Origin of the sequence: Bacillus sp. FJAT-26390, from assembly GCF_001682865.1 — a bacterium.
Taxonomy (GTDB): Bacteria; Bacillota; Bacilli; order Paenibacillales; family Paenibacillaceae; genus Pristimantibacillus.
Genome location: NZ_MAQX01000034.1, coordinates 345676 through 371798 on the forward strand (window position 1 = coordinate 345676; position 26123 = coordinate 371798).

Sequence of the window (26123 nt, forward strand, 5' to 3'; positions counted from 1 at the left end):
TATACGTACGCAGCTAGCTTCCTGCCACTAATCACTTACCCGAGGTGACTACAATGAATATCGCCATAATCGTAGAAGGAAAAAATGACAAATCTCGGCTAAAGCGCGTCCTCCATCCCGATGTGCCGATTTATTGCACGTTCGGCACGCCCGGTTCCGAGCAGCTGGACAAGCTTCGCAAGCAGGTGGGGCATGATCAAGCTTACATTTTTACCGACAACGATTCCTCCGGCAAAAGAATTCGCTACCTGCTGCGCGACGTTTTTCCCGATGCTGAACATATTTACACCCGCAGAGGCTACTCCGGGGTCGAGCACACGCCTTTGGAATATTTAATCGAGCAATTAGAAAAAGCGGGGCTCGATGCGCATATTTTGTACCCTGCGCAGAGTCCCGCTTCGATTTGGAGCAAAGATGAATTTTAAAGGATTTTGTTTAACTCCGCTACGATTTGGTCAGCTGTCAATTCCTCTTTGCTGCCATCGATCCATTTGCGTATTTGGCCGTCTTTATCAACAATCGTAATCGCATTCGTATGCATAAATGAGCCATCCTCGTTTTTGATTACGCCAACGCCAAAGTCCTTGGCAAGCTGCATCGTCTTCGCTTCATCGCCGCGGAGGAACCGCCAGCCGTTAAAATCGGCAAAATGGCGCTCTGCAAAGTCGCGGATAACCTCCGGCGTATCCCGAACCGGATCGAATGTAATGGAGATGAGCTCAGCCTTCGTGCCGAGCTTGCCCTCTGCCTCAAGCTGATCCTGTACCTGCGAGAGCAGGAAGGTCGTCGGCGGACATACATCCGGGCAATTGGCAAAGTAGAAATAAACGATGCGCGCCTTGCCGTTTGTGGATGCGAGCGTTACCTCGTTCCCGTCAAGGTCCGACAGCTCAAAAGCCGGGGCTGCCATCTCGATAGGAAGCGTCTGCTTCTCCGGCATGCCGTATGTTATAAATAAATAAATGCCCATAGCTGCACATAGCGCAAGAACGGCTATCTTGAAGCTATGCTTTTTTACAAATTCCACGCCCGTCCACTCCTTAAAGCAATGATTATGATCCCGTCGTATTAAGAATCATGGCAATAAAAATGATCATTAAATAATTGACCGAGATAAGAAAGTTTGTTTTGGCCCATTTCTCCGTATCCTTGGCACCAGTTCCGCGCAGCGTATGGACAAGCCATACCCCGCCTCCCAGAATCGATATGATTAGAAAATAAATGCCTACGTATCCATACGTGTAAAAGAAGATTCCAGTTGGCAGCAGCAGCAAAATGTAAGGAATCATTTGCAGCTTTGTCCGTTTGATTCCCTTCACGACAGGCAGCAAAGGAAAACCTGCCGCGCGGTACTCCTCTACTCTGCGAATCGCAAGCGACCAGAAATGAGCTGGCTGCCATAGGAACAACAAAGCAAACAAGATCCAAGCCCCAGCGTCAATCTCATTGGTTACCGCGCAGTATCCGATAACAGGCGGCATGGCGCCTGAGATTCCGCCTACCGACGTGCTCCATGTCGACGTCCGCTTCAGCCACATCGTATAAATCACGATATACACGAACCATCCGAGCAGCCCAAGCCAGCCCGACAGCGGATTTACAAGCGCGAACAAGATGAGCAGTCCCACGAGTCCTAAAATAATTCCGTAAAGCAATACCGTCCCTGGTTGCATCCGACCGGTTGGCAGCGCGCGATCCTTCGTACGCTCCATTTTCAAATCGAGTTCCCGATCCCAATAATTATTAATGACGGTGGCCGACGCTATCGTCAAGGTTGAACCGACTAGCGCCCATATGAGCAATAGGACATCAACGTCCCATTTAGAAGCAACCAAGAAGCCACCTAGCGCAGCAAACACATTAAGTCGAAGTAGCCGCGGTTTTGTCAATGCAATTAAGTCTTTCAGCACGAAGCGAGCCTCCCGAGTTATGCGACAAGACGCCTGTGGCGTCTATCATCCATTGATGAATCGTTTTTAATCATACCGAAAAAAGAATGCAATGACAACGTTCGACGGCTTTGTTCATCATTTTGCCACGCAAATTGTGACAAATCATTTAGTAACCATTTTGGTGGGCGCCGAGTACTATGGCTATATAGTTTGATGCCTATGTCGCTCCGCGCATCAAACCTATCTAATGTATGCGAAGGGAAGTGAACCGTTAAGTCCATGGCAGTCATTAAAACGAATTCCGCGGATACGAACATGCTCGCCAGGCTCATGCGCGCAGAGGCTGAAGGCGAAGGCGAGCTCGGGATGCTTATGGTTGGCAATGTCGGCGTAAACCGCGTACTTGGTAATTGCTTGGACTTCAGAAACATCCGATCCATACCAGATATGGTATACCAAAGCCCAGGCGGCTTCGAGGCGACGACCAAAGGTTACTTTTACCAAAGTGCACGCGACAAGGATATTCGGTTGGCGGAGCGAGTCATCAATGGCGAGCGTCAACGCCCGGCTTCAAACGCGCTATGGTTTTTCCGTCCAGCAGGCGACTGCCCTGACACATGGTATGACCAAGGCAACAGCGGAAGATATAAAGCGCACTGCTTCTTTGTTCCTACGCAAGGAGATTGTCCCGCCGTTTATTAAATTCAATTTCTAAGATGTGAAAGTGAGGAAATTTAAAATGTCTAACGGTTATGGCTACAAAAATCAGGTAAGTCCGGCAAATGTAGGTCCAACACAAGGCTTCGGCGGGTATGGCTATCCTATGGCCGGGCAAGCAACTACGTTTCCTGTAGCTGGTCAGGCAGCGCCGTTCCCAACTGCGATGCCGATGCAGCAAATGCCTATGCAACAAATGCCGATGCAGCAAATGCAAATGCAGCAAATGCCTCCCGCTTCCGTGCCAAGCGGCGCTTTTGTTACGCCATCTGGCGGCAATATCGTTACGCTTCCGGCGGTAGAGGAATCCTATGTAGAAAACATTTTGCGCTTAAACCGAGGAAAGATGGCAACGTTCTATATGACATACGAAAACAATCGTGAATGGAATGCCAAGATCTTCAAAGGAATCATCGAGGCTGCCGGACGCGATCACATCATCATCAGCGATCCGACAACCGGTATGCGTTACTTACTTTTGACGCTTAATTTGGACTATATCACCTTCGATGAGCCAATCGCTTATGAATACCCCTTCCAAGGCGGCGTAGTCAACTCCTCAACTCCTCTTGGCATGGCTACAATCGGCACTGCGAATTCCAGCCGTTAATCGGGTGATGCCGCGCTGCTGCTCGGATGTGCCGGCTTAAATGTCCAGATATGCAGCTTCGCAGGTCCGCCAACGATCCACTCCGATACCCGGAACCAAGGAGAACGCTCATTGCAGCGTTCTTTTTTGATTTGCTCCGCTTGCTCCTCGCTTGCCGCGTTCCATACCTCCACGAATAGGCCGGGCTGATCTGTTCCTTCATATAATTGCACATCATGGCCTTCTTCGAGCAGCTTGTTCGAATAAATAAGATATTGCTCCCGCCATTCCTCGGAAATCCGGTATTCCGCAAAACAAATATACATTGCCTTCAGTCTCCTTTTGCTTTCATTGATAAAGTTCCCCCGCTCCGTCGATACTACACCTAATCATTTGATTTAGGAGGACTCGACATGGACACAGGCACACATCTTGTTATGGGCATCGGACTCGCCGGACTCGCGGCCATCGATCCTGTAGTAGCAGCTAATCCATCGATTCAAACAGCCGTGCTGCTCGGCACGGTTGTTGGATCGCAAGCGCCGGATTTGGATGGTCTTCTTCGCCTAAAAGGAAATGCCGTCTATATCCGCAATCATCGCGGCATTTCTCATTCTTTGCCCGCAATCGCCATATGGACGTTGCTGATTACCGGCATTCTCCAATTGTTTTACCGCGGCAGCCTGCCTTGGCTTCATATTGGAGGATGGGTACTGCTCGCCGTCTGCGTGCATGTATTTACCGATTTGTTCAATACCTATGGCACTCAAGCGATGCGGCCTTTTACGGATAAATGGATTTCATGGAACATCATCCATATTTTTGATCCCATCATTTTTACGGTGCATGTCATTGCTATTTTAATGTGGGCAGGCGGCTTAGCAAATCCCGCTTTTTTATTTCCGCTCATGTACTTGTTTCTAGCTGTGTATTTCGCATGGCGGACGCTCACAGCCAAAAGCACCGTTCAAAAAATGAAAACACTTGATGCCGAATACCATGAGGGCGATGTCTACATCGCGATACCGACCATATCGCTTACGATATGGAACGTTGTCAAGCAAGTAAAAAATGGCGGCTTCGTCATCGGCAATTTACGCAACGGCACTTTGAAGTGGCTAGACCGGGTACAATGCTCAGACCATCCGGCCGTCGCGAAATCCAAAAATGATCCCGCCATACGATCCTTTCTGTATTTTACAAGCTTCGCCTGTGCAGATGTTCGCGAGCATGAATGGGGCTATGAGGTCAGATGGTGCGACGTTCGGTATCGGCATCGCAAGCAATACCCATTTGTCGGCGTCCTGCTCATGAACAAAAGCTATGAAACGATCGGTTCCTATGTAGGCTGGCTAAGCGATGAGCGCTTAATGAAACGATTGCGTATGGATACTTATTGACATTGACGTCGAAAGCCCTTTGATGCAAAATAAAGGGGCTTTCTTTTTTTGCCCTGCGATTAAATAGAGCTTACAATAGCAAAGAAGCCCAAGGCAAGCCTGGGGCTTCAATTCATCATTGTATTAGAAACGATTAACGGGAACCGCCAGAAAGCTGTTGCTCAGCAATTTGGACTAGCTTTTTCGTAATGTAACCGCCAAGGGAACCTGCATCACGTGTCGAAACATTACCGTAGTAGCCATCTTGAGGAATTTGCACGCCTAGTTCTTGCGCTGCCTCAAGTTTCATTTGTTGTAGTGCTTGGTTAGCTTGTGGAACAACAAGTTGATTGCTTCTGTTGTTTCTTCCTGCCATAATGTATTTCTCCTTTCGTCCTCTGCACTTTGATGTGTGTTGCAAGCTTGCAAGCTTATTATGTGCACCCTTGGGGAAACTATTCTGAAAAATTTTAAATTAAATTGACGTTTTGTTAAGGAGAGAAAACATCGTGTCCAAACCGCTATCCTTGTTCTTTTCGGTACTTGCCATCTTATTTATGAGCGCGATGGCCGTTTCCATTAGCTATAATGGCTGGCTCGTATTATTATTTGGCTTATTAAGCCTCTTTACCATCGGAGCCGGGTTTATCGTGAAGGCTCGCTTGCGGCGAAAAAAACAAGGCTGACGCCAGCGTCAGCCTTCATTTTTTTAAGCTTTATTAACTGCGGGGAGCAAGGAAGCCCATAAGCTCTTTCACATCTGCAAGCGTGCGATCTGCAATAACGGAAGCCCGCTCAGCGCCTTGCTTTAAGATTTGATGAATCTCGCCCGAGCTGCGAATCTCATTATATCTGGCTTGCAGCGGCTCGATAACCGAAACGACATGCTCCGCCAGCTCTTTTTTGAACGGACCATAGCCTTGTCCCTCATAACGGGCTTCGATCTCTTCAATCGTCATATTCGCACAATGCGAGTAGATGCTCATCAGATTGCTGATCTCTGGCTTGCTCGCTGGATCGAATTTCACCTCGCGGCCCGAATCGGTTGTCGCGCGGCTAATTTTTTTGCGGATAACGTCCGGCGGGTCAAGCAAAGCAATGAAGCTGCCGGCATTAGGATTGCTTTTGCTCATTTTTTTGCTAGCATCGTCCAGTGACATTACTCTTGCGCCTACTTTCGGAATATAAGGCTCAGGAAGCGTAAAGTACTTTCCGAATCTTGTATTGAAGCGATGCGCCAAATCGCGCGTCAGCTCCAAATGCTGCTTCTGGTCATCTCCTACCGGTACCAGGTCAGCATTGTAAACTAAAATGTCGGCTGCCATCAGCGCCGGATATACGAATAAGCCAGCGCCTACCGAATCTTTGCCTTCAGATTTATCCTTGAACTGCGTCATTCTCTCCAGCTCGCCCATGTTGGTAAGCGTCGTCAGCAACCAGCCAAGCTCCGCATGCGCGCGCACATGCGATTGAACGAACACGTTCGCCTTAAGCGGATCGATTCCAGCAGCGATAAATAAAGCGGCTACCGCTTCCGTTTGCTCCCTTAGCGCAGCGGGGTCCTGTGGCACCGATATGGCGTGTAAATCCACCACCATAAAAAAACATTCCTCCGTATCCTGCAGCTTTACGAAGTTTTGCATCGCGCCGATATAATTTCCAAGCGTAAGCTGACCGCTTGGCTGAATGCCGGAAAGTACCTTTTTCATGCGACTTCTACCCCTTTTCATTTTTGATTACCGAAAATTCGGCTTAAAAAAACGCAAAAAATCCCCCGCCGCAAGGGACGAGGGACCGTGGTGCCACCCTAATTCGTTTATGGTGCGCTCTTTTATAGAAACGAAGCGCAAATAGCCCATAAACCTTGTTGCTCCATAACGGGGAGCTTCCGTACAAACATCTTCGGCAGCGGCTGCTGCCAGTTTCCGTTCATCGGCTCCGGGGCCCATTCAGCACGACGCTTGCACCGGTTCGCAGCTACCACCGGCTCTCTGCACGCAATTCAATCGAGCTTACTTATTCCCATCATTGCATTTACAACGATTATACCGTTGTAAACATGAATGTCAAGCGCACAAATAGTTGTCCTATTGTAGGCAATTAATGCATAAGCTATACTAATCGTAATAATTACATAAAAGAGAGGATCACTCTAATGATGAAATTCATTTTGCGCTATGGCACGCCACTGCTTGGGGTTGGATGCCTGATCATGATCGCGCTCATCATAACGAATCGAGAGCTGCCCTTGCATCTGTTTAGTGCCGCGAATATGCAGTCCTTCAAAATCTTATTCATAAGCATTATATTAGAAGCTTTTCCGTTTATCCTGCTCGGCGTGCTGTTCTCCGCTTTGCTTCAAGTATTCGTTACCGACGAGCATATCCGCAAATTCACGCCAAAAAATCCGATAGCCGGCGTATTATTCGGAGCCTTGCTTGGACTCTTGTTCCCGCTTTGCGAATGCGGCATGATTCCGGTCGTACGCCGCCTTATTCGCAAGGGGATGCCCGCTTATATCGGAATCGTATACCTTCTTGCTGGCCCTATTGTGAATCCGATCGTATACGCGTCAACATTCACTGCATTTCGAACAACGCCCGCGATGGCATATTCAAGAATGGGACTAGCCTTTGCCGTATCGGTTGTTGTCGGCTTACTCCTTTATAAATTCATGAAAAGCAGTCCGCTCAAAGCAGCATCCGCAGCCTCGCCGTTCCAAATGATACAGCATGGGCATACCCATAGCCATCGCCACCATCACGAGCATACAGCCAAAGGATTTCGCGGCAGAGTCGCCTCGATTTTATCCCATGCCTCGGATGAGTTTTTTGAAATGGGAAAATATTTGATTTTCGGCGCCTTATTAACGGCTATCCTACAGACAGCGATCGACCGCAGCACGTTTAACGCTTTTGCAGATCAGCCCTTATACTCCTATTTATTTATGATGGCTTTTGCCTTTATCCTATCGATTTGCTCCACATCCGACGCCTTTATTGCATCCTCGTTTACCGGCATGTTTGACGCGGGGCCGCTGCTGGCCTTTCTTGTGTTCGGTCCAATGATCGACCTGAAAAACACGCTTATGCTGCTGACGACATTCCGAATTAAATTTGTGCTTGTCCTCATTGCCTTAACGGCTGTATTGACCCTTATCGGAGCTTGGTTAACGGAGGTATTCCTTTTATGACACATCATCTTATACGCGCTGCCATATTAACCGGTTTTGCCATGTTTATCGTCTATTTGGACCGCACTGGCGAAATGATCTTATACATCGCTCCAAGAATGGAGCTCTATGTGAAGCTGTCGGCGATCGGTCTTTATGCGGCAGCCATCTATCAAGTCTATGCGGCGCTCCAAAAGCGTCTAGGCAATCAAGTGCCGGACTGCGATTGCGAGCATGAGCATTCACCCTCCCTATTCAAAAATATTATGATTTACGGATTATTTATTTTCCCGCTGCTGCTAGGCTTCCTTGTTCCGACCGGAACGCTTGGCAGCGCGCTTGCAGCCAAAAAAGGAGTTAGCCTCTCGGGGAACTCCTCGATCGAACGCGCTGCCGCGCCAAGCTCTCCTTCGCCGGCTATCCACGAAGCGGAATCCACCCCGCCGCCTTCTGCTGTACAAAAAAATCCAAATACAGGCAGCAGCGAAACCTTATTTCCTTCTGATGAGTATACGGCGGACCATGCTGCATACGGCAAAAAGCTTTACAAGCAGCCGCTTATTTCCGTTCCGGAGAAACAATTTATTGAAACGTTAACGACGCTTGATCTGTACCTAGAAGCCTTCATCGGCAAGGAGATTGAAATTACGGGTTTTGTTTATCGCGAGGAGGATATGGGCAAGGATCGTTTTGCTGTCAGTCGCTTTGCTATGAGCTGCTGCTCTGCCGACGCGCTGCCTTACGGATTAATGATCATTTGGCCAAAAGCGATGGATTATGCGGATGATGGATGGGTGTCGGTTAGAGGCGAATTTACGACCTCAACTTATCTGGATAATGAGATTATTGCACTTGAGGCAGTCAAGCTTACGAGAATAAAAGCGCCAGAATCGCCTTATGTGTATCCTGACCTTGATTTTGGCCTTTAGGTTGGGCATTTGCTCGATCTAACGCTCGTTCAACCAGAATAAAAAAAAATAGCGGTGCAGGGCTAATCCCCTGTACCGCTATTTTTCTATTCATTCTGTTCAAATCGATTTGGCTGATTATAATTGCGAATCCCATAGCTCATTTTTTCGGGGAGAAAAGCGTGCGTTCCAATTGGCCATATTGTAGTTGGATTCGAACAAAATACTTGCTGACCATGTGTTTGCGCTTGAGCGTACGGAGAAATCGTATAAAATTTCGCCATGTGTCCATTCGCTTCGAAACTTGAGCGCTTCAATTGCCATTTGCTTAAAGGCTTGTACCTGTGCGGCAGTCAAACCTTTGTCTACAGCTTCAAACTTTCCATTTTTGCATTCAATCGGATGATGCCTAACGCCGAACTTCCCCACCGCGTTGTTACGGACATGAATCAATACAGTACCTGCAGTTGCATTCGTCAGCTCCCCCTCCAGCTGACGAAACACAAATTCAACTTGACGGGCGAGCGATCCGGATTCCAGCTTCATACTATTTTCCCTCCTTAGTAGTTAATTAGGAATGAGTTTCCATATAGGTCTCAACGCATATTATATAGTCCTTTTCTATCATTTACAACATAAATATTTCGTTTATTTTAATAAATTATAAATATTCTGACATTTAAAATCGTTATATTACCTTTATTATACATAATAAAATAAGACTTTTGAATGATCCTCAAAAAAAGCAGGCGATTCCTCAGTCAACAAAAGCTTTGATTGTTGTATAAACATATATATTGGCCTATTGCTCAACCTTTCCGCGCACACTCTAGTATCATTGAACCATTTGCGAAAGATAAATAAAAATAAACAAAATAACTATCAATTACCGATAATAGTATCATTGACTAAATATTGTTACACCGAAAATATGTTTGGTATTTTCCGAAAAGGCTATTGCGCGCGCTATTATTATTTATTTTTTATGAATCGACAATTATAGACCAATTTCGCGACGGGTGCTATAATATGGATAATCTAATAAAAGGAGCGTTTTCATAATGATCCAATGGTACTATTCGCTTTCTGTGCGCAATAAGCTGCTGATCACTTCCTACCTTAATTTAGCGGTGTTTGCCCTCATTATGCTTCTCGTTTTATCTGTATCAGGCGGCTCCATTATTGCAGGCATAATCGTTACGATCATTATGGCAATCGCTACCCTGCCGTTCGTTTCTTTCATTGAAAGGTCAATAAATAATTCCTTCGATGAAATAAAAGGAACAGCGCTACGTATTTCCAAGGGTGACTTCACCCAAAAAATCGACACCAACTCCTCTTCCGCATTAGGTGAGCTGGGCCATTCCTTTAACAGCATGATCGATAAGCTGCGCGACATCCTAACGGAAACGTCTAACATTATCCGTCACGTGTCCGATACGAGCCACAGCATTTTTGACAAAAATAATAATATCCAAATTGCGATGCAGCAGGTCGCTGCCTCTGCCAATGAGCTTGCAACCGGCGCTAATGAAATCTCCGAGGATGTATCCGAAATGAGCGAGTCCATTACGGAGATCGAAGAAAAGGTGTCCGATTACGCTACTTCTACAAAAGAGATGAACACGCGCTCCGAACAAACGCTTCAGCTCGTAGATAAAGGTATGAAAGCGCTTGATGTACAAGCTGACGGCATGCGCCGCAACGTTGAGGCTACCGAGAAAGTATCCGCAACCATAGAAGAGCTAGCCCGCAAAGCACAAGGGATCAGCGCCATCACGACAACGATTTCCGATATTGCGGAACAAACCAATCTCTTGTCCTTGAACGCTTCGATTGAAGCCGCTAGAGCAGGAGAGCACGGAAGAGGTTTTGCCGTCGTTGCACAGGAAGTGCGCAAGCTTGCCGAGGAATCAAGCGCTTCAACCAAACAAGTATTTAACCTTGTGAAGAGCATTGACGAAGGCATCAAGCAAACGATCAAAAATATGAAGACAAACGAAGAAGTCGTAAAGCTGCAAACCGAGCATATTAAGGAATCAGAAGTCGTCTTTACCGAAATTGTTGAAAGCGTTCAGTTCATTACGGATAAAATTTTTGTATTCTCCCAGGAAAGCGATGCGATGCTCGAAAGCGCGCGTAAAATTTCCGGAGCGATTCAAAATATTTCCGCGATTACGCAGCAGTCCGCTGCAGGCACCGAGCAGGTTTCTGCTTCGATGAACGAGCAAATCGCTTCCGTGCAAGCGGTCGTTGAGGAGACCGAGCGGATGCGGACGATGGCGGCTCAGCTGCTCAGAACGATCAGCGTTTTCAAAATGAAGTAATATTGGGGACAGTACATAAGACAAAAGACCATGATCCTCCGCTAAACTGCGGCGAGATCATGGTCTTTTTATTAGGCTTGCTGCTTGGAGCGGTAAGCTGCACGCTTCTCGATTCGAACATCTTCCTTGATTTTAGGACAAGTAAAGCAATAATATCCGTCCTCCACAAGATAATATAAGCAGCATGCCGATTTCAATCTAACTTGCTTATCAGGATCGCCTAACGACTCCGTCATCCGGAATTTGACGTCGAGCGGATTTTTGCTTCTGCCAAAGACAGCGCCCTCAAGCGATTTCACTATTCCAAAAATCCGTTCGGCCGCTTGTTTTACATGCTCGCTATCTTCCCCATTCATCAGCCGCTCATGGTAGTAGGCAAGCGAGGTTGGAAGTTGGCTCCACAGCATACCCGCGTTTAGCGTTCCCGCCTTGGCTATTGTTTCAAATACGGGACGGACGGTATGCTCAAAAAAGATCATAAGCTTCTCTGTCGCCCATTCCGTGCTGTCATCCGTTTGCTCCGGCGCTGCTATCAGATCCGCGTTATGCATAAGGAAAGATACCTCATAATATTGTTCTTCATTATAATAGGCTTTATAAATTTGCGCCGACAAATTATCCAACGACAAGTCCGGAACTTTGTTCCAAGCGGACAGCGTATAAATCAAGCCAAGCATCGGTCCTCTGAACCAGCCAGCCATGTACACTTCTCCTACCGAGGGTTCCGTTCCTTTTATCATTGGCGTATAGAGCTCTAATAATGACTTCATCTTGTTCTCATCCAGCAATTCCGATGCCAAGCAGCTGAATACGAGCTCCTCCGGCTTGTTAACCGTTAGATTAAAGCTGCTCTCAAGCAGCGTAAGCATTTCATCATTCATTGATTTACTCGCCCTCTCTCGCCAGCCCCTGTACCATTTTTAACAATTGCTTTCATTATACCGTGACCGACAATGATTATCAATTAGCCTTTGACATCGTAACGGTCAACTCGCCAAGCTTCTCGATTTGAACGGAAACGATATCGCCAGCTTGCAAGTAAACACGCTCATCTCTCGGATATCCGATCACAACGCCTTCTGGCGTTCCTGTGAGAATAACGTCGCCGGGAACAAGAGTCATGTGCTTCGATATGTAGCTGATGATCGAACGGCAAGAGAATATCATATCCGCTGTATTGGAATGCTGCTTTTGTATGCCATTCACGCTGCAGGAAATGGAAAGCCCATCGGGATCAGGCACTTCGTCTGCCGTAACGAGATAAGGCCCAATCGGCGCAAATCCATCACAGCTTTTGCCCAGCATCCACTGCGAGGTGCGGCGCTGCAAATTGCGGGCAGACAAATCATTGGCACAGCTATATCCGAATACATAGCTGAGCGCATCTGCCTCTTCAATGTTTTTGGCGGTTTTCCCAATAATGATCGCGAGCTCTGCCTCGTAGTCGACTTCATCGCTGGCAAGCGGCAGCTCGACCGAGCCGCCGTGAGCGCTAAGCGCATTTGCAAACTTATTGAATAAGATCGGCGAGGTCGGAATTTCAGCCTTCGTTTCCTCCGCATGCTTGCGGTAATTCAAGCCTACGCATATGATCTTTTGTGGATTTGTTACCACCGGCGCAAAGGAAAGGCTTGCTTCCTCAAGCAAATAGGAACGATCGGCATCATTTAAAACACGCTTCATCACTGTCTCCAGCTGAGCTGCCGCTTCCTCGCCGCTTGCCAAAGCCTCTTCGATGGTTTGCGGGGCAGCTATTCCAAAAACTTGTGATGCAGACGCAACATCGATAATTCCTTCCTCAATCTTAACGCCAAGCCTCAATTGATCCGAATGCTTATAGTGCAGCAGCTTCATTTTAGCGCACTCCTTCGTATGGTTAAATAAGATCTTATTTTATCTTAAGCCCCTGCTTTTTTATTGTAAAGCGCATGAAAGGCAAGCACATGGGTAAAATAGCGGCACGACTGATTACTATCGACTGCGGGGAATGATACGGCATGCGTAACGTTGTTTACAAAATAGGATTGATTACAATTAGCACTGCTTTAATCGGCTGCTTGCTGCTTAATGTGACAGCGGAGCAAGCAGTCGCAACTGCCAGCGGGCAGAAGCTAGCCGAGACTCATCCGGCCAAAGACGATAAGAAGCGGCGAGCGGCCGACATGTCATGGGTTCGTCTACATAAGCAGTACCCTAATGCTTTTCTCACTAACGGACCCCGCCATACGAGGCGGGTGGCGCTAACATTCGACGATGCCCCCGATCCTAGGTACACGCCAGCCATATTGGATGTATTAGCAAATTATAAGGTTTGCGCCACATTTTTTGTTGTTGGAACACGTGCAGCCAAACACCCTTCGATCGTGAAGCGGATACATAATGAAGGGCATGTTATTGGTAACCACTCTTATAACCATGCCGTAATGTCGAAGCTTTCGTTAACGAATTATCAAAAACAAATTTGGCGTACGGATACGATTATTAAAAACATTGTCGGCTACTCCCCGCATTTTATCCGTCCGCCTTATGGCGAAATGCTGCCGCAGCAGGTGAAGTGGAGCAAGCAGGCGGGCTTTACCGTAGTGAACTGGGACGTAGATTCAGTAGATTGGAAAAACAACCCCAGCAGCGCCGCAATTTTGAAAAATATAAAAAAAACGCTTCAGCCAGGATCAATCGTGCTACAGCATGCCGGCGGAGGTACCGGCCAAAGCTTGGCTGGCACGCTTAACGCGCTGCCCAAGCTTATTCAGCTGTTGCGAAGCAAAGGATATGAGCTCGTAACCTTGCCTGAGCTGGTAGGACAAGACGCAGCCAGATAACGGCTGCCGGAACACAACAAAAAAAGAAGGAATCCACTGATTGCAGCGGATTCCTTCTTTTGTTCAACCATCTATTCTAAAACGAACACTTTTACGTTTTGAATGCCAAATGACATGGCTTGGCTTGAAACGCCTGGAACAAATATATCGATACGGTTGCCTTTAATGGAGCCTCCGATATCGGTTGCCGTTGCAACCATACCGCCCTGCGGCAAACCGTTATAATCATAGCCGGTAACATAAAGCTTCGTTCCTAGCGGAATCATTTTAGGATCAACCGCAATTGTTCCTACTTTAAGCTTATCGCCAAAATAGTCGACTGCTCCCCATTTGCCATTTTCCGATGCTGCTGATGTGTAAGCAGTAGCTTGTACAAGCAAAGCTTTGGAGTAAGCGTATTCTTTACCATTCATGGCTTTGACCGTTTTCGATGAATCAGCGGCAGCGGCAGCCACCGTTTCTGATTTCTTAGCCGTATCTGCTTCTGTGGTTGGGATGTTAACCTTCAAGCCTTTATATAAATTAAGCGGGTCGATTTTTGGATTCGCTTCCATCAAAGTATCCAAGGGTACGCTATATTGCTTGGAAAGCTTCCAGAATGTATCATTGTCTGTCGATGTATGTGTTTTTGATGCCGCGTTAACCGTGCCTGCCGCCATCATGACGGATAATCCGATTACTGCTGCTGCTAATGTACGTTTTTTAATCATTGGGGGTAAATCCTCCTGTGCTCTTCCGACGTTTCCCAACCTCGGTAGCGTTATTGTAAAAAAAATGGTTAAGGGCGACAAGCGCCCTTAACATTGGCCGTTTGTTCATGCGTCAGCATTCATTAACCAGTAAACTCTTGGACCCACTCGCCGTTCACATATCCTACGCCGATTTTCGTGAAGTTAGGGCTTAGAATGTTCGCGCGGTGACCAGCGCTATTCATCCATGCGGTCATAACCTCTTGCGGCGATCTTTGACCGGAAGCAATGTTCTCGCCGGCATAGGAATAAGTTACTCCGAAAGTATGCATCATATCAAAAGGCGAGCCGTAAGTCGGCGAAGTATGGCTGAAGTAGTTGTTTACATCCATATCTCTTGCTTTCTCTGTCGCTACTTTCGTAAGCAAAGCATCTGATTTCAAAGCCGACAATCCAGCTTTCGCACGTTCTTGGTTAACTAGGTCAAATACTTGAGTTTGGAATGTGCCTGTCGTAGTACCACTTCCAGTGTTGCCTCCAGTTGAAGTGCCTGGATTAGTTGTAGTACCTGTTCCTGGCTTCGTTGTTGTACCAGAGCCGCTGCCTGTACCTGTGCTAGGCTTCGTAACTGTGCCAGTGCCTGTACCAGGTTTTGTTACCGTACCCGAACCAGTGCCAGGTTTTGTTACTGTGCCTGTACCAGTTCCCGGATTAGTTGTGCCTGTATTTCCATTAGCTCCGCCAGTCGGGAATTGAATCGTACCGCCATTTAGCAGCTTGCTAAGATCTATGCCATATTTATCTGCGATCTGTTTAATCATATCTGGGTTAATCGTGTTAATGCCAACAGGGCAGTTCTGAAAGGTGGAGTATGTTTTCACAGCCGGTGCTGCACCTGCCGTTGGAGCCGTAAAACCTACGCCTGCGCCGATTACTGTTGCTGCTAGTATGCCTGCGACACCTACACGTATTGGTTGCATCTTCATGAATAATTCCTCCTATAATAAGATAAGTTTTTTTAAACTCAACGACTGCGGGCTGAGCTGTTTATCAGCTGCACGTTCGTTTTGTTTGCGTGTTGTTCTTCCTGACGCCACTTATCTTACCATGGGGTTTTGGCTGTTTCATGACACAAAAACTGGATATAGACGAAAAATAGCTTGCAAAACAGCACCATTACTGCTTTATGAGAATATGCTAATGACCGTTTTTAGCTGTTTTTTAGAGTTGACCGCTTGCTTTTCGCAGCTCATTTGCCAGTCGATGTATCTCGTCGCGCTCCGCTTTGGAGCTGGCGGCAAACCATGCAGGCGACAACCAATTAGAGATAATTTTGTTCGCGTCCGCTGGACTCATGTCAACATTCCTCCAATCACGAACAAGCTCTAGGAAGGATGTTTTGTTAACCGAGCTTCCTGGACAAGATTTGCCCGGGTTCATTTCACGGTGAAATTTAATTTGAGCTTCCGGCAGCTTCCACATCGTCATTATGCTGCTTGTAAGCTTAACGGCTGTAGCCAATTGAGCACCTTCAAGCTTTTCAGCGCCGACATCAAAATTTCCGATCATTTCGAACATAAACGGATGGATGCGATCGTTATCCGGGTCGTTGTAGCCGACCGCCGAAGCTGGCGCTTCGAGCAAGGAGCGTCCCTCCCAGATATAACCGTCCGGATCTATGGTCGCGTGCTGCGCGATGTCGCCCCAATTTTGCGTGACCGCATGAAAACGCCACATCGCCTGTATGATCTTCATTTTATCGCTCGCCTTGCGATAATCAGCTATCGTCGGCTTCCATGTGCCATGCACATGGACCTGCGAGAATTTTACCTGTGATACGAATGGCTTTAAGTAATCCACATACTCAGCAAACGTGAATCTACGGAAGTATTTGCGTTCAACAGCCATCATGTTCACTCCCTTTCTGTAAACTCATTGCAATAGCATATGCGGTGCGCAATGGGCCCGAAACGGCAGACAAGCAAAAAAGCAAGCTGCGGTTACTACCCGTAGCTTGCTTCCTATAAATGCGGATAGGCGCTGTCTGCTCGTTATCTGCTGCCGAGCTTCACGTTGCCTACATCAGACTTAATAGCAATCTGAATATCTCCGTTTCCGATTTTTCCTTCTATAATACTTTTGGAGTCATTGGTATCGGTAAAGCCCGCCCATTCAACCTTGCTGCTTCCTACGTCCTTCTGAATGTGTATAGCAGCTGATTGCGGTTGTTTGTCTACATTAATGGTCACATTGCCGGTGTCCGATTCCAAAGCAATATCACCGTGAAGCTCATCATTTTCTATGCGTATATTGCCGGTATCCGTTTCGCCCTTGATACTGCCTACGCCATCCGTAAAGGTAACGTTGCCGGTGTCCGTATCAAACAGGATTTCTTTAAAGCTGTAGTTAGACACTTTCAAATTACCGGTGTCGAGTTTCAACTTTAAGTTTTCCGCTTCCATCTGCTCAATCGTAATATTGCCGGTGTCCGTATTGATATCGACGGTATCCCACACCTTCTCTGGAAGTTCTATCGTCAGCTTTAAATTAATAATCGAGATGCCGAAGGTGAAGCTGTTTTTGGTGTTGCCTTCAATATAAAGCGTATCGCCCTTCTGATCTGCTTTTAGCACTATTTTATCTTTATATTGGGCACTGGCATTGCCTTCGAGCCGCAATTGAATATCATCCGAGGTGCCACGTACAAAATTCACGCTGAACGTATCCGTCTTCGCATAAATCGATTTAAGAGATGAGGCATCAACCGTCTTTTCCAGCAAATAGGGATCACCTTTAAACTTCGTCAAATCGTTTTTGCCAAAAACAAAAAATGCACAGAGCACCCCAACGCCCAGCATAATTAAAGCGAAAGCTGCTAGCTTCTTCATTTGTTATTCCCCTTTACGATTCTTGTGTTGAATTTCAAATATTTTAAAGTCATCTTATAGAAGGAAGCCGTTAGAGCCTTCAAGCCGATGATGAGCAAGATCGTAAGCGAGGTCGTTATCAAACCTAGCGTCAAAGCCTGAGGAAGTGTAAACGTCCCGTTCCATATGCTCTCTACGACGATTCCTACGCCTGCAATCCCGAGTGCAGCAGCGGTAGCCCATAATGAGATTAATACAGCAGCTAGCGCCAAGTAAGGGCCTAATATGAAAATAATGTTGAATAGTCCCAGGCTTACCGTCGCAAACACCGCACGGGACAGCTTGCCGAAGCTGTTATTCGTCTCGGCCTGGCCTACCCGGTAGCCAAGCAGCAGCTCGTTTGCAATGATTTTTGGATCTCCCAGCTCGCGGGCCGCATCCTCTTCGCTCTGGCCATTTTCCACCGCTTGCTGGAAATGGATATAATAATCATACAGCCACTCTTTGCGCTGCGGCTCCGGTATTTTATAAAGCATGCTCTCTAGCTCCATCATATATCGATCTCTTGTCGTCATGGCTTTAGTCCTTCCTCTACGATTTCATTTACGGCTCTTGTGAAATTTTCCCACTCCGCGATCAGCTGGCGCATATGGCTCCAGCCTTCCGGTGTCAAATGATAATACTTTCGCGGAGGCCCTTCGGTTGATTCCTTCAAATAAGTAGAGAAGTAGCCATCCTGTGTCAATCTGCTAAGAAGCGGATAGACGCTGCCAACTGCTACTTCGAATTTCTCGGATATTTTAACTGCCAGCTCATAGCCGTAGCGATCCCCTCTTGTAGCCAGAACAAGCACGCATACTTCAAGCACGCCCTTTTTAAACTGAATGTTCATTTCTTGTCCTCCATTAGTGAATTCAAGTTATCCTGCCTCATCTGCTCCACTATGAAGCATAACTCACTATTCACTATTATAGTATAGCATCGTGCGCGAATTCGCTGTTTTGTATAATTTACCACATACTATTCTGCAATACAAGATAGTGTGTAAAAAATAATACCTCCGGGCTGCCGGCTCTCGCCAGCCTCTCGGAGGTATCGATAAAAATTAGTTTACGCTGATAAACTTGCCAGTCGCTTGTGATTCGAATGCGCACAAAATAACTTTCAAGGATGCACGGCCGTCTTCGCCGCTTACAGCAGGCGTAGTGTTCGTTAGAATGCTTTCCAAGAAAGCATCAACAACACCGCTAGTCTCTTGCTTGTCGTTAGTCGAGATTGCGCCTACTTTATGCTTCTCAACCGTACCGTTGCGCAGTTCAACGATCACTTGATCGTCAGGGTGCGTGCCGATTTTCATAACGCCGTTCTCGCACCATAGAATCGTGCTGTTGTCTTCGCCTTTGTAGTAAGTCCAGCTTGCTACAAGGGTGCCGATTGCGCCGCTCTTCATGCGAAGCAAGCAGGATGCGTTATCATCAACTTCCGTGCCTTTTTTGTCAAGCGTGCCAACAAAACCAGCAACCTCGGAAACTTCATCGTCAAGCATCCAGCGGATAAGATCGGATTTGTGAACGCCAAGGTCGCCCATTGCGCCCATAATCGCTTCCGGCTTGCGGAAGAACCAGCTGTTCGCGCCGTCGATGCTCCAGCCATCCGGTCCTGGGTGGCCGAACGATGTGCGGAATGTAAGTACTTTGCCAAGGATGCCTGATTGCAGCACTTGCTTAGCTTTAACATGCGGCGGCATGAAACGTTGGTTGTGGCCAACCATCAAATGAACGCCGTTTTTCTTAGCAGCTTCGATCATCGCTTCCGCTTCTTCGTCTGTAACAGCCATCGGCTTCTCAACAAGCACGTGAGCGCCAGCGTTAGCTGCAGTAATGGACATAGGCGCGTGAAGCGCGTTTGGCGTACATACGCTTACCGCATCCGGTTTAATTTCTGCAAGCATGGTTTCAAAATCCGCAAAAGCTTTGCCGCCATGCAGATTAGCGTAATGCTCAGCACGCTCGATAATCGGATCTACGAAAGCTACAAGCTCAACATTTTCATGAGCTGCATATTCCGGAATGTGGCGATATTTAGAAATAGAACCGCAACCTACAACTGCTACGCGAACTTTTGACATAATGATTTTCCCCTGCCTATTCTAGATTAATTTATTTGTTTAAAAAATTGGATTTCAACCATTCCATGCTTTCTGCCACGGCCTCAAGAGGCGGGTTCGCGCATGTATCCTGCTCAACGATAATCCATTCAACGGATGCTTGCGAAGCAGCCTCAATGATTGGCAGAAGCGGCAAATCGCCGCGGCCTAGCTCAACCGTATCGATTTGCTGGCCTTTCTCGCCGCCGCGGAAATCTTTCAAATGAAGAAGCGGCAAACGACCAGCGTATTTTGCGATGTAAGCAAGCGGATCTACGCCGGAATATTGCACCCAGCCGATATCCATTTCAACCTGCAAGTATTGTGGAGCAATGCGCTCGTACAATGCATCGAATACGATTTGACCGTCGATTTCCACTTCAAATTCAAATTCATGGTTGTGGTAAGCGAAAGTAATGCCTGCTTCACGGAAACGCTTTCCATACTCTTCAAATTTGACGAGATGGCCGCGCCATGCTTCCGTATCGCGAGCGTCGGCTGGAAGCCAAGGGCAGATCGCATATTTTGCGCCGATCGTTTGAAGATAAGCGATTTCCTCTTCAAGGTTGCCTTCAAGAAGATGCAAGCCGATGTGGCTTCCGATTGCTTTCAAGTTTAGTTCTTGAAGCAAATCGCGCATCGCTTCTGCTTTGATATCTCCGTAGCCGGCAAATTCAACGCCTTCATAGCCCATTGCGGCAACTTTGCGAAGCGTGCCTTCAAAATCCTGCGCCGTAGCGTCGCGTAATGTGTACAACTGCAAACCAACATTCATTCTTGTCATGTGAGCTGCACTCCTTATATTTGTTATTTTTGATATATCTGATTTTGCTTTACGCCTTTCATTATATCGACAGTTTCATACGAAAAACAGTTGTTTTATTAGCCTTTTCTTATGCGATTTTGGTCAATGCTTGTTTTACGGGCTAAAAAAAGAAGAGCAGCTCCGATATCGTCAGCATAGAGCCGTGACAGAGCTGCTCTCCCCTTCCTTAAATATTAATCGTGAACGCCAATTGCTTAGCGCTAGGTGATAGTTTAGCCGTATTGCCATTTATCTCAGCTTCCGCACCTTCTAATGAGACGATGTCTCCAAGTCCTTTGAGCGCGATTGAGAATGGTTTGCCGCTTCCATCGACTTTGACGGAGATCGCTCCGCCTTGGCGGCTTGCCGTTACCGTAAGTTCAGTCGCGCCTTTTACATCACGAACGATCGTAGATGCCGCTTTGCCATCCTCAAGGTTGTGCAGCTCTAGGCATACGCCGTCCGCATAGTCGTAATCTGGACGAACATCATTTGCCCCTAGCGCAATAATCGAGTTCGGGCGTACAAATAACGGAAGGCTGAAGAAATCATAGTTCTCCTTGCGCCATGATCCGCCCTCTACGATTTCGCCGGACAGCAGATGCGTCCATTTGCCCGCTGGCAAATAATAAGTCACGTTGCCTTGCTCATTAAAGATTGGAGCTACGAGCAAGGAGTCGCCCAGCATATACTGACGATCAAGAATTTCACTTGTCGGATCTTCCGGGAATTCAAGCACCATGGCGCGCATCGAAGGCAAACCAAGCTCGGTTGCTTGAACAGCCGTATTAAATAAATAAGGCATAATGCGGCATTTCAGCTTCGTGAAGAAGCGTGTTACGTCAACCGCTTCGGTATCATATGCCCAAGGCACCCGGTATGATTTGCTTCCATGCAGGCGGCTGTGGCTCGAAAGCAAGCCAAAAGCGAGCCAACGCTTAAATACATGCTCAGGCGCCGTATTTTCAAATCCGCCAATGTCGTGGCTCCAGAAGCCAAAGCCTGAGATGCCCAGCGACAAGCCGCCGCGAAGGCTTTCCGCCATCGACTCGTAATCGGCATAACAATCTCCGCCCCAGTGAACAGGGAATTTTTGACCGCCGGCAGTAGCGGAACGCGCGAACAAAGCCGCTTCGTTTTTGCCTAGCTTCTCCTCCAGCACTTCAAACACCACTTTATTATAAAGCTGCGTGTAATAGTTATGCATTTTCATCGGATCCGAGCCGTCTGAATAAACGACATCCGTTGGGATACGCTCGCCGAAATCCGTTTTGAAGCTGTCTACGCCCATGTCTACAAGATCGCGCAGGTAGCTCGCGTACCACTCGCAAGCCGCTGGGTTCGTGAAATCAACTAGCGCCATGCCCGGCTGCCACAAATCCCACTGCCATACGTCTCCGTTTGCTTTCTTCACTAAATAGCCGTTTTGTCTGCCTTCCTCGAACAAGCGCGAGCGCTGCGCGATATAAGGATTAATCCAAACGCAAATTTTGAGTCCTTTCGCTTTCAAACGGGCAAGCATACCGACTGGGTCCGGGAAAACACGCTCATCCCATTTGAAATCCGTCCAGTGGAATTCGCGCATCCAGAAGCAGTCAAAATGGAACACATGCAGCGGCAGATCGCGCTCAGCCATGCCGTCAACGAAGGAATTAACCGTCGCTTCGTCATAGTTTGTCGTGAATGACGTCGTCAGCCATAGACCAAACGTCCATGCCGGCGGCAGCGATGGCTTGCCTGTCAGATCGGTATATTTGTTAAGCACATCCTTCATGCTTGGACCGTCGATAATAAAATATTCGAGCGATTCGCCCGTAACGCTGAATTGTACCTTCTTCACTTTCTCGGAAGCGATCTCAAACGAAACGAGCTCCGGGTGATTGACGAATACGCCGTAGCCTTTGTTCGTGATGTAGAAAGGTACGTTTTTGTAGGATTGCTCGGAGCTTGTGCCTCCGTCCTTGTTCCAAAGATCAACGACCTGGCCGTTTTTAACGAATGGCGTAAAACGCTCGCCTAAGCCATACACCCACTCGCCAACGCCAACATCCAGTTCCTCGCGCATAAACGTGTTGCCATTGTCTTCTTTAATGTAAGCCATCGATTTTTGCGTGCTGCCCGTAATGCGTTCGCCGCCGCGGTAGAAATCGACTGCCCATACCGGGCCTTTACGGATATGAACGCTCAAATTGCCGCTTGTTAGAACGGCTTCTTCATCGTTTTCTTCAATAATGACATGATCGCCGGTTTGCGAGGATAACTCGAATGCCGGACCGCGTTTCACTACTCCCGCGTTATGCACGAGCTTCACGCCGATAATGCCTGGCAGCGGAGAATGAAAATGAACCGTTAACAGCATCGTATCCAGCATATTAGAGCGCGTTACGATTGGCTGCGGAGAGGCGTAAGCCGTCAGTTTTCCTTCCTTTTGCTCAAAATCATGGACCTGTACTGCTCCTAATACTTTGTATTCATCACGAATGAGCCAGTTGCCGTCTGTAAATTTCATGGACTGAACCAACCTTCCTGTTTTGTTTTATTTGCTTTCTTATATAATTGCATTATACTGATAGTTAATCGCACAAATCTAACAAAATCATGCTCATCTATAGCACTATTCTGACGATATGCCTCTTCAGATGCTATTCATCATGAATCAAACACAGGAGGCCCTTGCAAAATGGATCAAACAACACGTCATTCATTAAAGGAAGACCGTCTACACGGTGACAATATGTTCCCGCTTGCAGCCTATTGGATTGAACATCATGAAGCCGGTGTCCCCGTCCTGGATTGTCACTGGCATGCCGAGGCTGAATTTTTTTATGTGCTTGAGGGCGAAGTGCTGTTTCAGGTAGATACCGATTATTTTCCTGTCCGGGCTGGCGAGGCGGTCTACATTGATGGCGGCGACATTCATGCCGGACATGCTCTTGGCGATAAAGCATGTTCGTTTTGCGCCATTGTGTTCGATACGCATTTGCTTGCGAGCGCAAGCTTTGATGCCGTGCAGGAACGCTACATCTCACCGCTTCAAGATAAGAAACGAACGTTTCCGAGACATATTCAGCCGAAGACGGATTGGGAGCGTGCGCTGCTTCATCATTTGCAAAGCATCATGAACGTTTATGAGAGCCAGCCCCCCGGTCTTGAGACGGCGGTGAAGGGCCGCTTCTATTTAATGCTCCACGAGATCGCAGCGGTCGGAGCCTGCTGCAACCGCAGCGAAACAAGCATGTCTGACTCAACTAAGATTGACAGGCTGAAGAAGGCCATCGAATATATGCAGCAAAACTTCCACCGTCCCATCCGAATCGCAGAAATCGCCGATCAGATTCCGATGAGCGAGGGACAATTTTGCCGATTTTTCAAGACGATGACCAGGCAAACGCCTATTGAGTATTTGAATGCCTATCGGATTAGGCAAGCGACCGAGCTGCTGCTCAGATCCGAGCTTAAGATATCGGCCGTAGCGCTGGATGTCGGATTCGATCATATTAGTTATTTCGTTAAAGTATTTCGCAAAATGATGAAATGTACACCTTCGCAGTTCCGCAAAAAGCAGCTAGAAACGTTGGAACGCAGACTATAGTTAGCAAAAAAGGCGCATTTATATGACTTTTTGCCAAAAGTTACAGCTTTGTAACCAAATACTCACCGAATTTTAAGAATTATTTAATAATTGTCAGTTACACTATAAAAAAAATCCTTCGCGGGATGGAGGTCCATACTTATGAAAACGATGCTGATGTTCCAAAATAAAACGATACCTGTCTATTTAACCGATACGAATAAACAAGCCATTGAAAAGCTGACCGCTGTACTGAATCGCAAGCTGACGACAGGCAAAAACGCATTAAAAACGTGTATTAAATCATTAATTAGCGTAGAGATCGTAGGCAGTGAGGCTACGCTTCATTCTTATTTTGAACGCGACACTCTAACCATTTCTCTTTATTAATCCTATAAACAGCATATACACTCAAATAGGGTGTCCCGTATAAGTCTAAACAGACTTTTGCGGGACACCCTTTTTATGTTTTGAATAATAGTAAACTTTAAAGTTGTCTACTTAACTTTTAGATTATATAATAGGAGCAAACCGAACGGAATGAGGCGTTTCCATGAATATTGAGGTTACCAGCCATAACATAAAATTTCTTGAATGTTTTGCATCGGACACAAGAATCAAAATCATTGAGCTTCTGAATATCAAGCCCATGAATATTAAGGAATTGGCAGAAGCGCTCGGCATCTCCTCGGCTATCGTGACCAAGCATATACAGAAGCTTGAGGAGGCTTTAATTGTAACGACGGAGAGCGTTCCAAGCACGAGAGGACGCCAGAAAATATGCCATCTGACGCTGGAATCAGCAACGCTGCAGTTCCGCGTAAAGGAGAAAAAGGATCAAAATCGGTATGCCGTATCGATTCCGATCGGACAATACTCCTCTTATGAGGTTAAGCCGACCTGCGGACTCTCGTCAGATACAAAAATTATCGGAATGGTTGACGACCCGCGTTACTTCTCAGATCCCGAGCATGTGAAAGCATGCCATCTATGGTTTGGCAGCGGCTATATCGAATACCGCATCCCCAATTATTTGGTTGGCAAACAAAGCGTAAGAAGCATTTCCATCTCACTTGAGATATGCTCGGAAGCACCGCACTACAATGAAAATTGGCCGTCTGACCTATCCTTTTATTTGAATGATAGCTGCTTAGGCGTATGGACCTGCCCGGGTGACTTTGGCGCCGTTAGAGGCGTATACACCCCGGCTTGGTGGGAGCTCGGAACGCAGCATGGCTTGCTTAAGCAGATCACTGTCGACTCGGAAGGCTCTTACATCGACGGCATTCGGATGTCTGATCGGACCGTGGAGGATCTTGCCATAGGTTATGGAGAAGATATCCGCTTCCGGATATGCGCACCCGAAACTGCTACACATAGCGGCGGATTAAGTATGTTCGGCAAGCAGTTCGGCAATTATGACCAGGATATTCAGGTGTACGTCGCTTATTAGTCGCTTATTGATGGTGAAAACGCAAAAGAAGGAGATGCACGCATTTGCGCATCTCCTTCTTTGTTGCTGCCGATTCATTGTTCATGGCTCTTCTATTTTGTTGCGGTTGTCTGCTCTTGCTGCGGCTGTCTTCCGCCGCCTCCGCCTCCGAAACCGCCAAAGCCGCCGGTGCGAATCGTGATCGACTCCGCCTCTTGTGAATCATCCTTAAGCATAATGGACAAAATATCATCTGCCTTGAGATCCGCAAGCGCGACATCCTTCTCTACCATTTGTTCGTTCTCGAACGTGACTGAGACTATTTTGGTCGCATCCGTAACCTCGACATCTACCGTCTCGTCCGTGAACATGGCGCCCATACCTCGTCCGCCGCCTTCGGGCGCCGTTCCATCCCCAGCGGGAGCTTGCGGTCGCTCACCACTCGCTGGCTGTTCACCATCCGCCGGCGGCTGCTGTCCCTCGCCGCCCGCACCGTCTCCTTGCGGAGGACCGCCTTGTCCCATCGCTGATTTAAAGAGCGTTATCGTTTGCCCATTAATCGACTTCACTTTTCCCATCAGATCCGCTTGAGCGCCCATCTGCCTCATGCCTGCTCCGGAGCCCTTTGGCTGCGTGCTGCCGTTTGATCCATTTTGCTGCACTTCTCCCGGCGAATCTGCTTTCGTTTCAGCCGATGTCTGCTCCTCCTGCACCCCGCAGCCCGCTAGAGCCGCAGCGATTACAACCGCGCTAAGCATTACTTTCCATTTGTTCATATCGTTCATCTCCTATGAATATGGTCCATAT

30 protein-coding genes, 1 pseudogene and 1 other annotated feature are annotated in these 26123 nt (G+C 47.4%); of the genes and pseudogenes, 13 read left to right on the top strand and 18 right to left on the bottom strand.

The genetic code is table 11. The annotated features are described in order from the left end of the window. Window positions 1-53: 53 nt before the first annotated feature. A complete protein-coding gene (locus tag A7975_RS28590) occupies window positions 54-425 on the top strand; it encodes a toprim domain-containing protein (RefSeq protein WP_053372083.1) in 372 nt (123 codons plus the stop codon). Here A7975_RS28590 and A7975_RS28595 read toward each other — a convergent pair. Continuing rightward, on the bottom strand, window positions 422-1027 hold the full coding sequence (locus tag A7975_RS28595; protein ID WP_082198512.1) for an SCO family protein: 606 nt from the start codon (window positions 1025-1027) through the stop codon (window positions 422-424). The two genes, A7975_RS28590 and A7975_RS28595, sit on opposite strands and share 4 nt — an antisense overlap. 25 nt (window positions 1028-1052) lie before the next feature. Further along, a complete protein-coding gene (cyoE, locus tag A7975_RS28600; RefSeq protein WP_082198513.1) occupies window positions 1053-1931 on the bottom strand; it encodes a heme o synthase in 879 nt (292 codons plus the stop codon). Between the two features lie 240 nt (window positions 1932-2171). Between cyoE and A7975_RS28605 the strand changes: the two genes are divergently transcribed. Continuing rightward, complete coding sequence (locus A7975_RS28605; protein ID WP_053372085.1) at window positions 2172-2594, top strand: cell wall hydrolase; 423 nt, start codon at window positions 2172-2174, stop codon at window positions 2592-2594. 37 nt (window positions 2595-2631) lie between these two features. Continuing rightward, complete coding sequence (gene gerQ / locus A7975_RS28610) at window positions 2632-3219, top strand: spore coat protein GerQ (RefSeq protein WP_053372086.1); 588 nt, start codon at window positions 2632-2634, stop codon at window positions 3217-3219. Here gerQ and A7975_RS28615 read toward each other — a convergent pair. Then, window positions 3216-3524, bottom strand: coding sequence for a hypothetical protein (locus A7975_RS28615; protein WP_065387392.1), 309 nt, complete (start codon window positions 3522-3524; stop codon window positions 3216-3218). The genes gerQ and A7975_RS28615 overlap by 4 nt on opposite strands. 87 nt (window positions 3525-3611) lie before the next feature. Here A7975_RS28615 and A7975_RS28620 point away from each other — a divergent pair, with 87 nt between their 5' ends. Beyond that, window positions 3612-4598: a metal-dependent hydrolase gene (locus A7975_RS28620; protein ID WP_065387393.1), complete on the top strand. Its 987-nt coding sequence runs from the start codon at window positions 3612-3614 to the stop codon at window positions 4596-4598. Window positions 4599-4731: 133 nt separating this feature from the next. On the opposite strand, the gene A7975_RS28625 is transcribed toward A7975_RS28620, so the two are convergent. After that, a complete protein-coding gene (locus A7975_RS28625; RefSeq protein WP_053372089.1) occupies window positions 4732-4953 on the bottom strand; it encodes an alpha/beta-type small acid-soluble spore protein in 222 nt (73 codons plus the stop codon). Between the two features lie 133 nt (window positions 4954-5086). Between A7975_RS28625 and A7975_RS34390 the strand changes: the two genes are divergently transcribed. Next, window positions 5087-5263 (top strand): DUF5325 family protein, encoded by a 177-nt coding sequence (locus tag A7975_RS34390; protein WP_176707833.1) that lies wholly within the window; start codon window positions 5087-5089, stop codon window positions 5261-5263. A 33-nt stretch (window positions 5264-5296) separates the two neighbouring features. Here the strand turns inward: A7975_RS34390 and trpS are convergent, their stop codons facing one another. Further along, the gene (gene trpS / locus A7975_RS28630) at window positions 5297-6286 is read right to left on the bottom strand and encodes a tryptophan--tRNA ligase (protein ID WP_053372090.1); all 990 of its coding nucleotides are present in this window, start codon (window positions 6284-6286) and stop codon (window positions 5297-5299) included. Between the two features lie 70 nt (window positions 6287-6356). Then, window positions 6357-6615: a binding site (T-box leader), on the bottom strand. Window positions 6616-6732: 117 nt separating this feature from the next. Between trpS and A7975_RS28635 the strand changes: the two genes are divergently transcribed. Continuing rightward, window positions 6733-7770 carry a permease gene (locus A7975_RS28635; protein WP_065387394.1) on the top strand — a complete coding sequence of 346 codons (1038 nt, stop codon included), beginning with the start codon at window positions 6733-6735 and terminating at the stop codon, window positions 7768-7770. Continuing rightward, window positions 7767-8678, top strand: coding sequence for a TIGR03943 family putative permease subunit (locus tag A7975_RS28640; protein ID WP_065387395.1), 912 nt, complete (start codon window positions 7767-7769; stop codon window positions 8676-8678). Before A7975_RS28635 ends, A7975_RS28640 begins: the two co-directional genes overlap by 4 nt. 117 nt (window positions 8679-8795) lie before the next feature. On the opposite strand, the gene A7975_RS28645 is transcribed toward A7975_RS28640, so the two are convergent. Beyond that, on the bottom strand, window positions 8796-9203 hold the full coding sequence (locus A7975_RS28645; protein WP_065387396.1) for an O-methyltransferase: 408 nt from the start codon (window positions 9201-9203) through the stop codon (window positions 8796-8798). A gap of 662 nt (window positions 9204-9865) precedes the next feature. On the opposite strand from A7975_RS28645, the pseudogene A7975_RS35715 reads away from it, so the two are divergent. After that, a pseudogene (locus A7975_RS35715) lies at window positions 9866-10042 on the top strand (HAMP domain-containing protein); the annotation flags it as partial. Window positions 10043-10141: 99 nt separating this feature from the next. Then, window positions 10142-10984 carry a methyl-accepting chemotaxis protein gene (locus A7975_RS28650; RefSeq protein ID WP_483295938.1) on the top strand — a complete coding sequence of 281 codons (843 nt, stop codon included), beginning with the start codon at window positions 10142-10144 and terminating at the stop codon, window positions 10982-10984. A 71-nt stretch (window positions 10985-11055) separates the two neighbouring features. On the opposite strand, the gene A7975_RS28655 is transcribed toward A7975_RS28650, so the two are convergent. Continuing rightward, window positions 11056-11865: a hypothetical protein gene (locus A7975_RS28655; protein ID WP_065387397.1), complete on the bottom strand. Its 810-nt coding sequence runs from the start codon at window positions 11863-11865 to the stop codon at window positions 11056-11058. Window positions 11866-11944: 79 nt separating this feature from the next. Further along, a complete protein-coding gene (locus tag A7975_RS28660; protein WP_065387398.1) occupies window positions 11945-12838 on the bottom strand; it encodes a fumarylacetoacetate hydrolase family protein in 894 nt (297 codons plus the stop codon). 143 nt (window positions 12839-12981) lie between these two features. Here A7975_RS28660 and A7975_RS28665 point away from each other — a divergent pair, with 143 nt between their 5' ends. Next, window positions 12982-13806: a polysaccharide deacetylase family protein gene (locus A7975_RS28665; RefSeq protein ID WP_065387399.1), complete on the top strand. Its 825-nt coding sequence runs from the start codon at window positions 12982-12984 to the stop codon at window positions 13804-13806. Window positions 13807-13877: 71 nt separating this feature from the next. On the opposite strand, the gene A7975_RS28670 is transcribed toward A7975_RS28665, so the two are convergent. The 9 genes from A7975_RS28670 to yicI form a co-directional block, all read right to left on the bottom strand. Continuing rightward, complete coding sequence (locus tag A7975_RS28670; protein WP_065387400.1) at window positions 13878-14516, bottom strand: 3D domain-containing protein; 639 nt, start codon at window positions 14514-14516, stop codon at window positions 13878-13880. Window positions 14517-14638: 122 nt separating this feature from the next. After that, a complete protein-coding gene (locus A7975_RS28675; RefSeq protein ID WP_065387401.1) occupies window positions 14639-15481 on the bottom strand; it encodes a CAP domain-containing protein in 843 nt (280 codons plus the stop codon). Between the two features lie 235 nt (window positions 15482-15716). After that, the gene (locus tag A7975_RS28680) at window positions 15717-16406 is read right to left on the bottom strand and encodes a peptidoglycan recognition protein family protein (RefSeq protein WP_082198514.1); all 690 of its coding nucleotides are present in this window, start codon (window positions 16404-16406) and stop codon (window positions 15717-15719) included. Window positions 16407-16546: 140 nt separating this feature from the next. Further along, window positions 16547-17383, bottom strand: a complete 837-nt coding sequence (locus A7975_RS28685; RefSeq protein WP_065387403.1) for a DUF4097 family beta strand repeat-containing protein — start codon at window positions 17381-17383, stop codon at window positions 16547-16549. Then, entirely contained in the window at window positions 17380-17937 is a 558-nt protein-coding gene (locus A7975_RS28690; protein WP_053372102.1) for an HAAS signaling domain-containing protein, read from the bottom strand. Before A7975_RS28690 ends, A7975_RS28685 begins: the two co-directional genes overlap by 4 nt. Beyond that, entirely contained in the window at window positions 17934-18254 is a 321-nt protein-coding gene (locus A7975_RS28695) for a PadR family transcriptional regulator (protein ID WP_053372103.1), read from the bottom strand. The genes A7975_RS28690 and A7975_RS28695 overlap by 4 nt, the downstream gene beginning before the upstream one ends. 213 nt (window positions 18255-18467) lie before the next feature. Further along, entirely contained in the window at window positions 18468-19490 is a 1023-nt protein-coding gene (locus A7975_RS28700; RefSeq protein WP_053372104.1) for a Gfo/Idh/MocA family protein, read from the bottom strand. 31 nt (window positions 19491-19521) lie between these two features. Further along, window positions 19522-20292, bottom strand: coding sequence for a sugar phosphate isomerase/epimerase family protein (locus A7975_RS28705; protein ID WP_065387404.1), 771 nt, complete (start codon window positions 20290-20292; stop codon window positions 19522-19524). Between the two features lie 208 nt (window positions 20293-20500). Further along, window positions 20501-22822, bottom strand: coding sequence for an alpha-xylosidase (yicI, locus tag A7975_RS28710; protein WP_065387405.1), 2322 nt, complete (start codon window positions 22820-22822; stop codon window positions 20501-20503). A gap of 171 nt (window positions 22823-22993) precedes the next feature. Between yicI and A7975_RS28715 the strand changes: the two genes are divergently transcribed. The 3 genes from A7975_RS28715 to A7975_RS28725 all read left to right on the top strand — a co-directional run bounded on the left by A7975_RS28715 (window position 22994) and on the right by A7975_RS28725 (window position 25337). Then, on the top strand, window positions 22994-23905 hold the full coding sequence (locus A7975_RS28715; protein ID WP_065387406.1) for an AraC family transcriptional regulator: 912 nt from the start codon (window positions 22994-22996) through the stop codon (window positions 23903-23905). A gap of 141 nt (window positions 23906-24046) precedes the next feature. Further along, window positions 24047-24274 carry a hypothetical protein gene (locus A7975_RS28720; protein WP_053372108.1) on the top strand — a complete coding sequence of 76 codons (228 nt, stop codon included), beginning with the start codon at window positions 24047-24049 and terminating at the stop codon, window positions 24272-24274. 163 nt (window positions 24275-24437) lie between these two features. Continuing rightward, entirely contained in the window at window positions 24438-25337 is a 900-nt protein-coding gene (locus A7975_RS28725) for an ArsR/SmtB family transcription factor (RefSeq protein ID WP_065387407.1), read from the top strand. Between the two features lie 92 nt (window positions 25338-25429). On the opposite strand, the gene A7975_RS28730 is transcribed toward A7975_RS28725, so the two are convergent. Beyond that, entirely contained in the window at window positions 25430-26092 is a 663-nt protein-coding gene (locus A7975_RS28730) for a hypothetical protein (RefSeq protein ID WP_065387408.1), read from the bottom strand. Window positions 26093-26123: the final 31 nt, after the last annotated feature.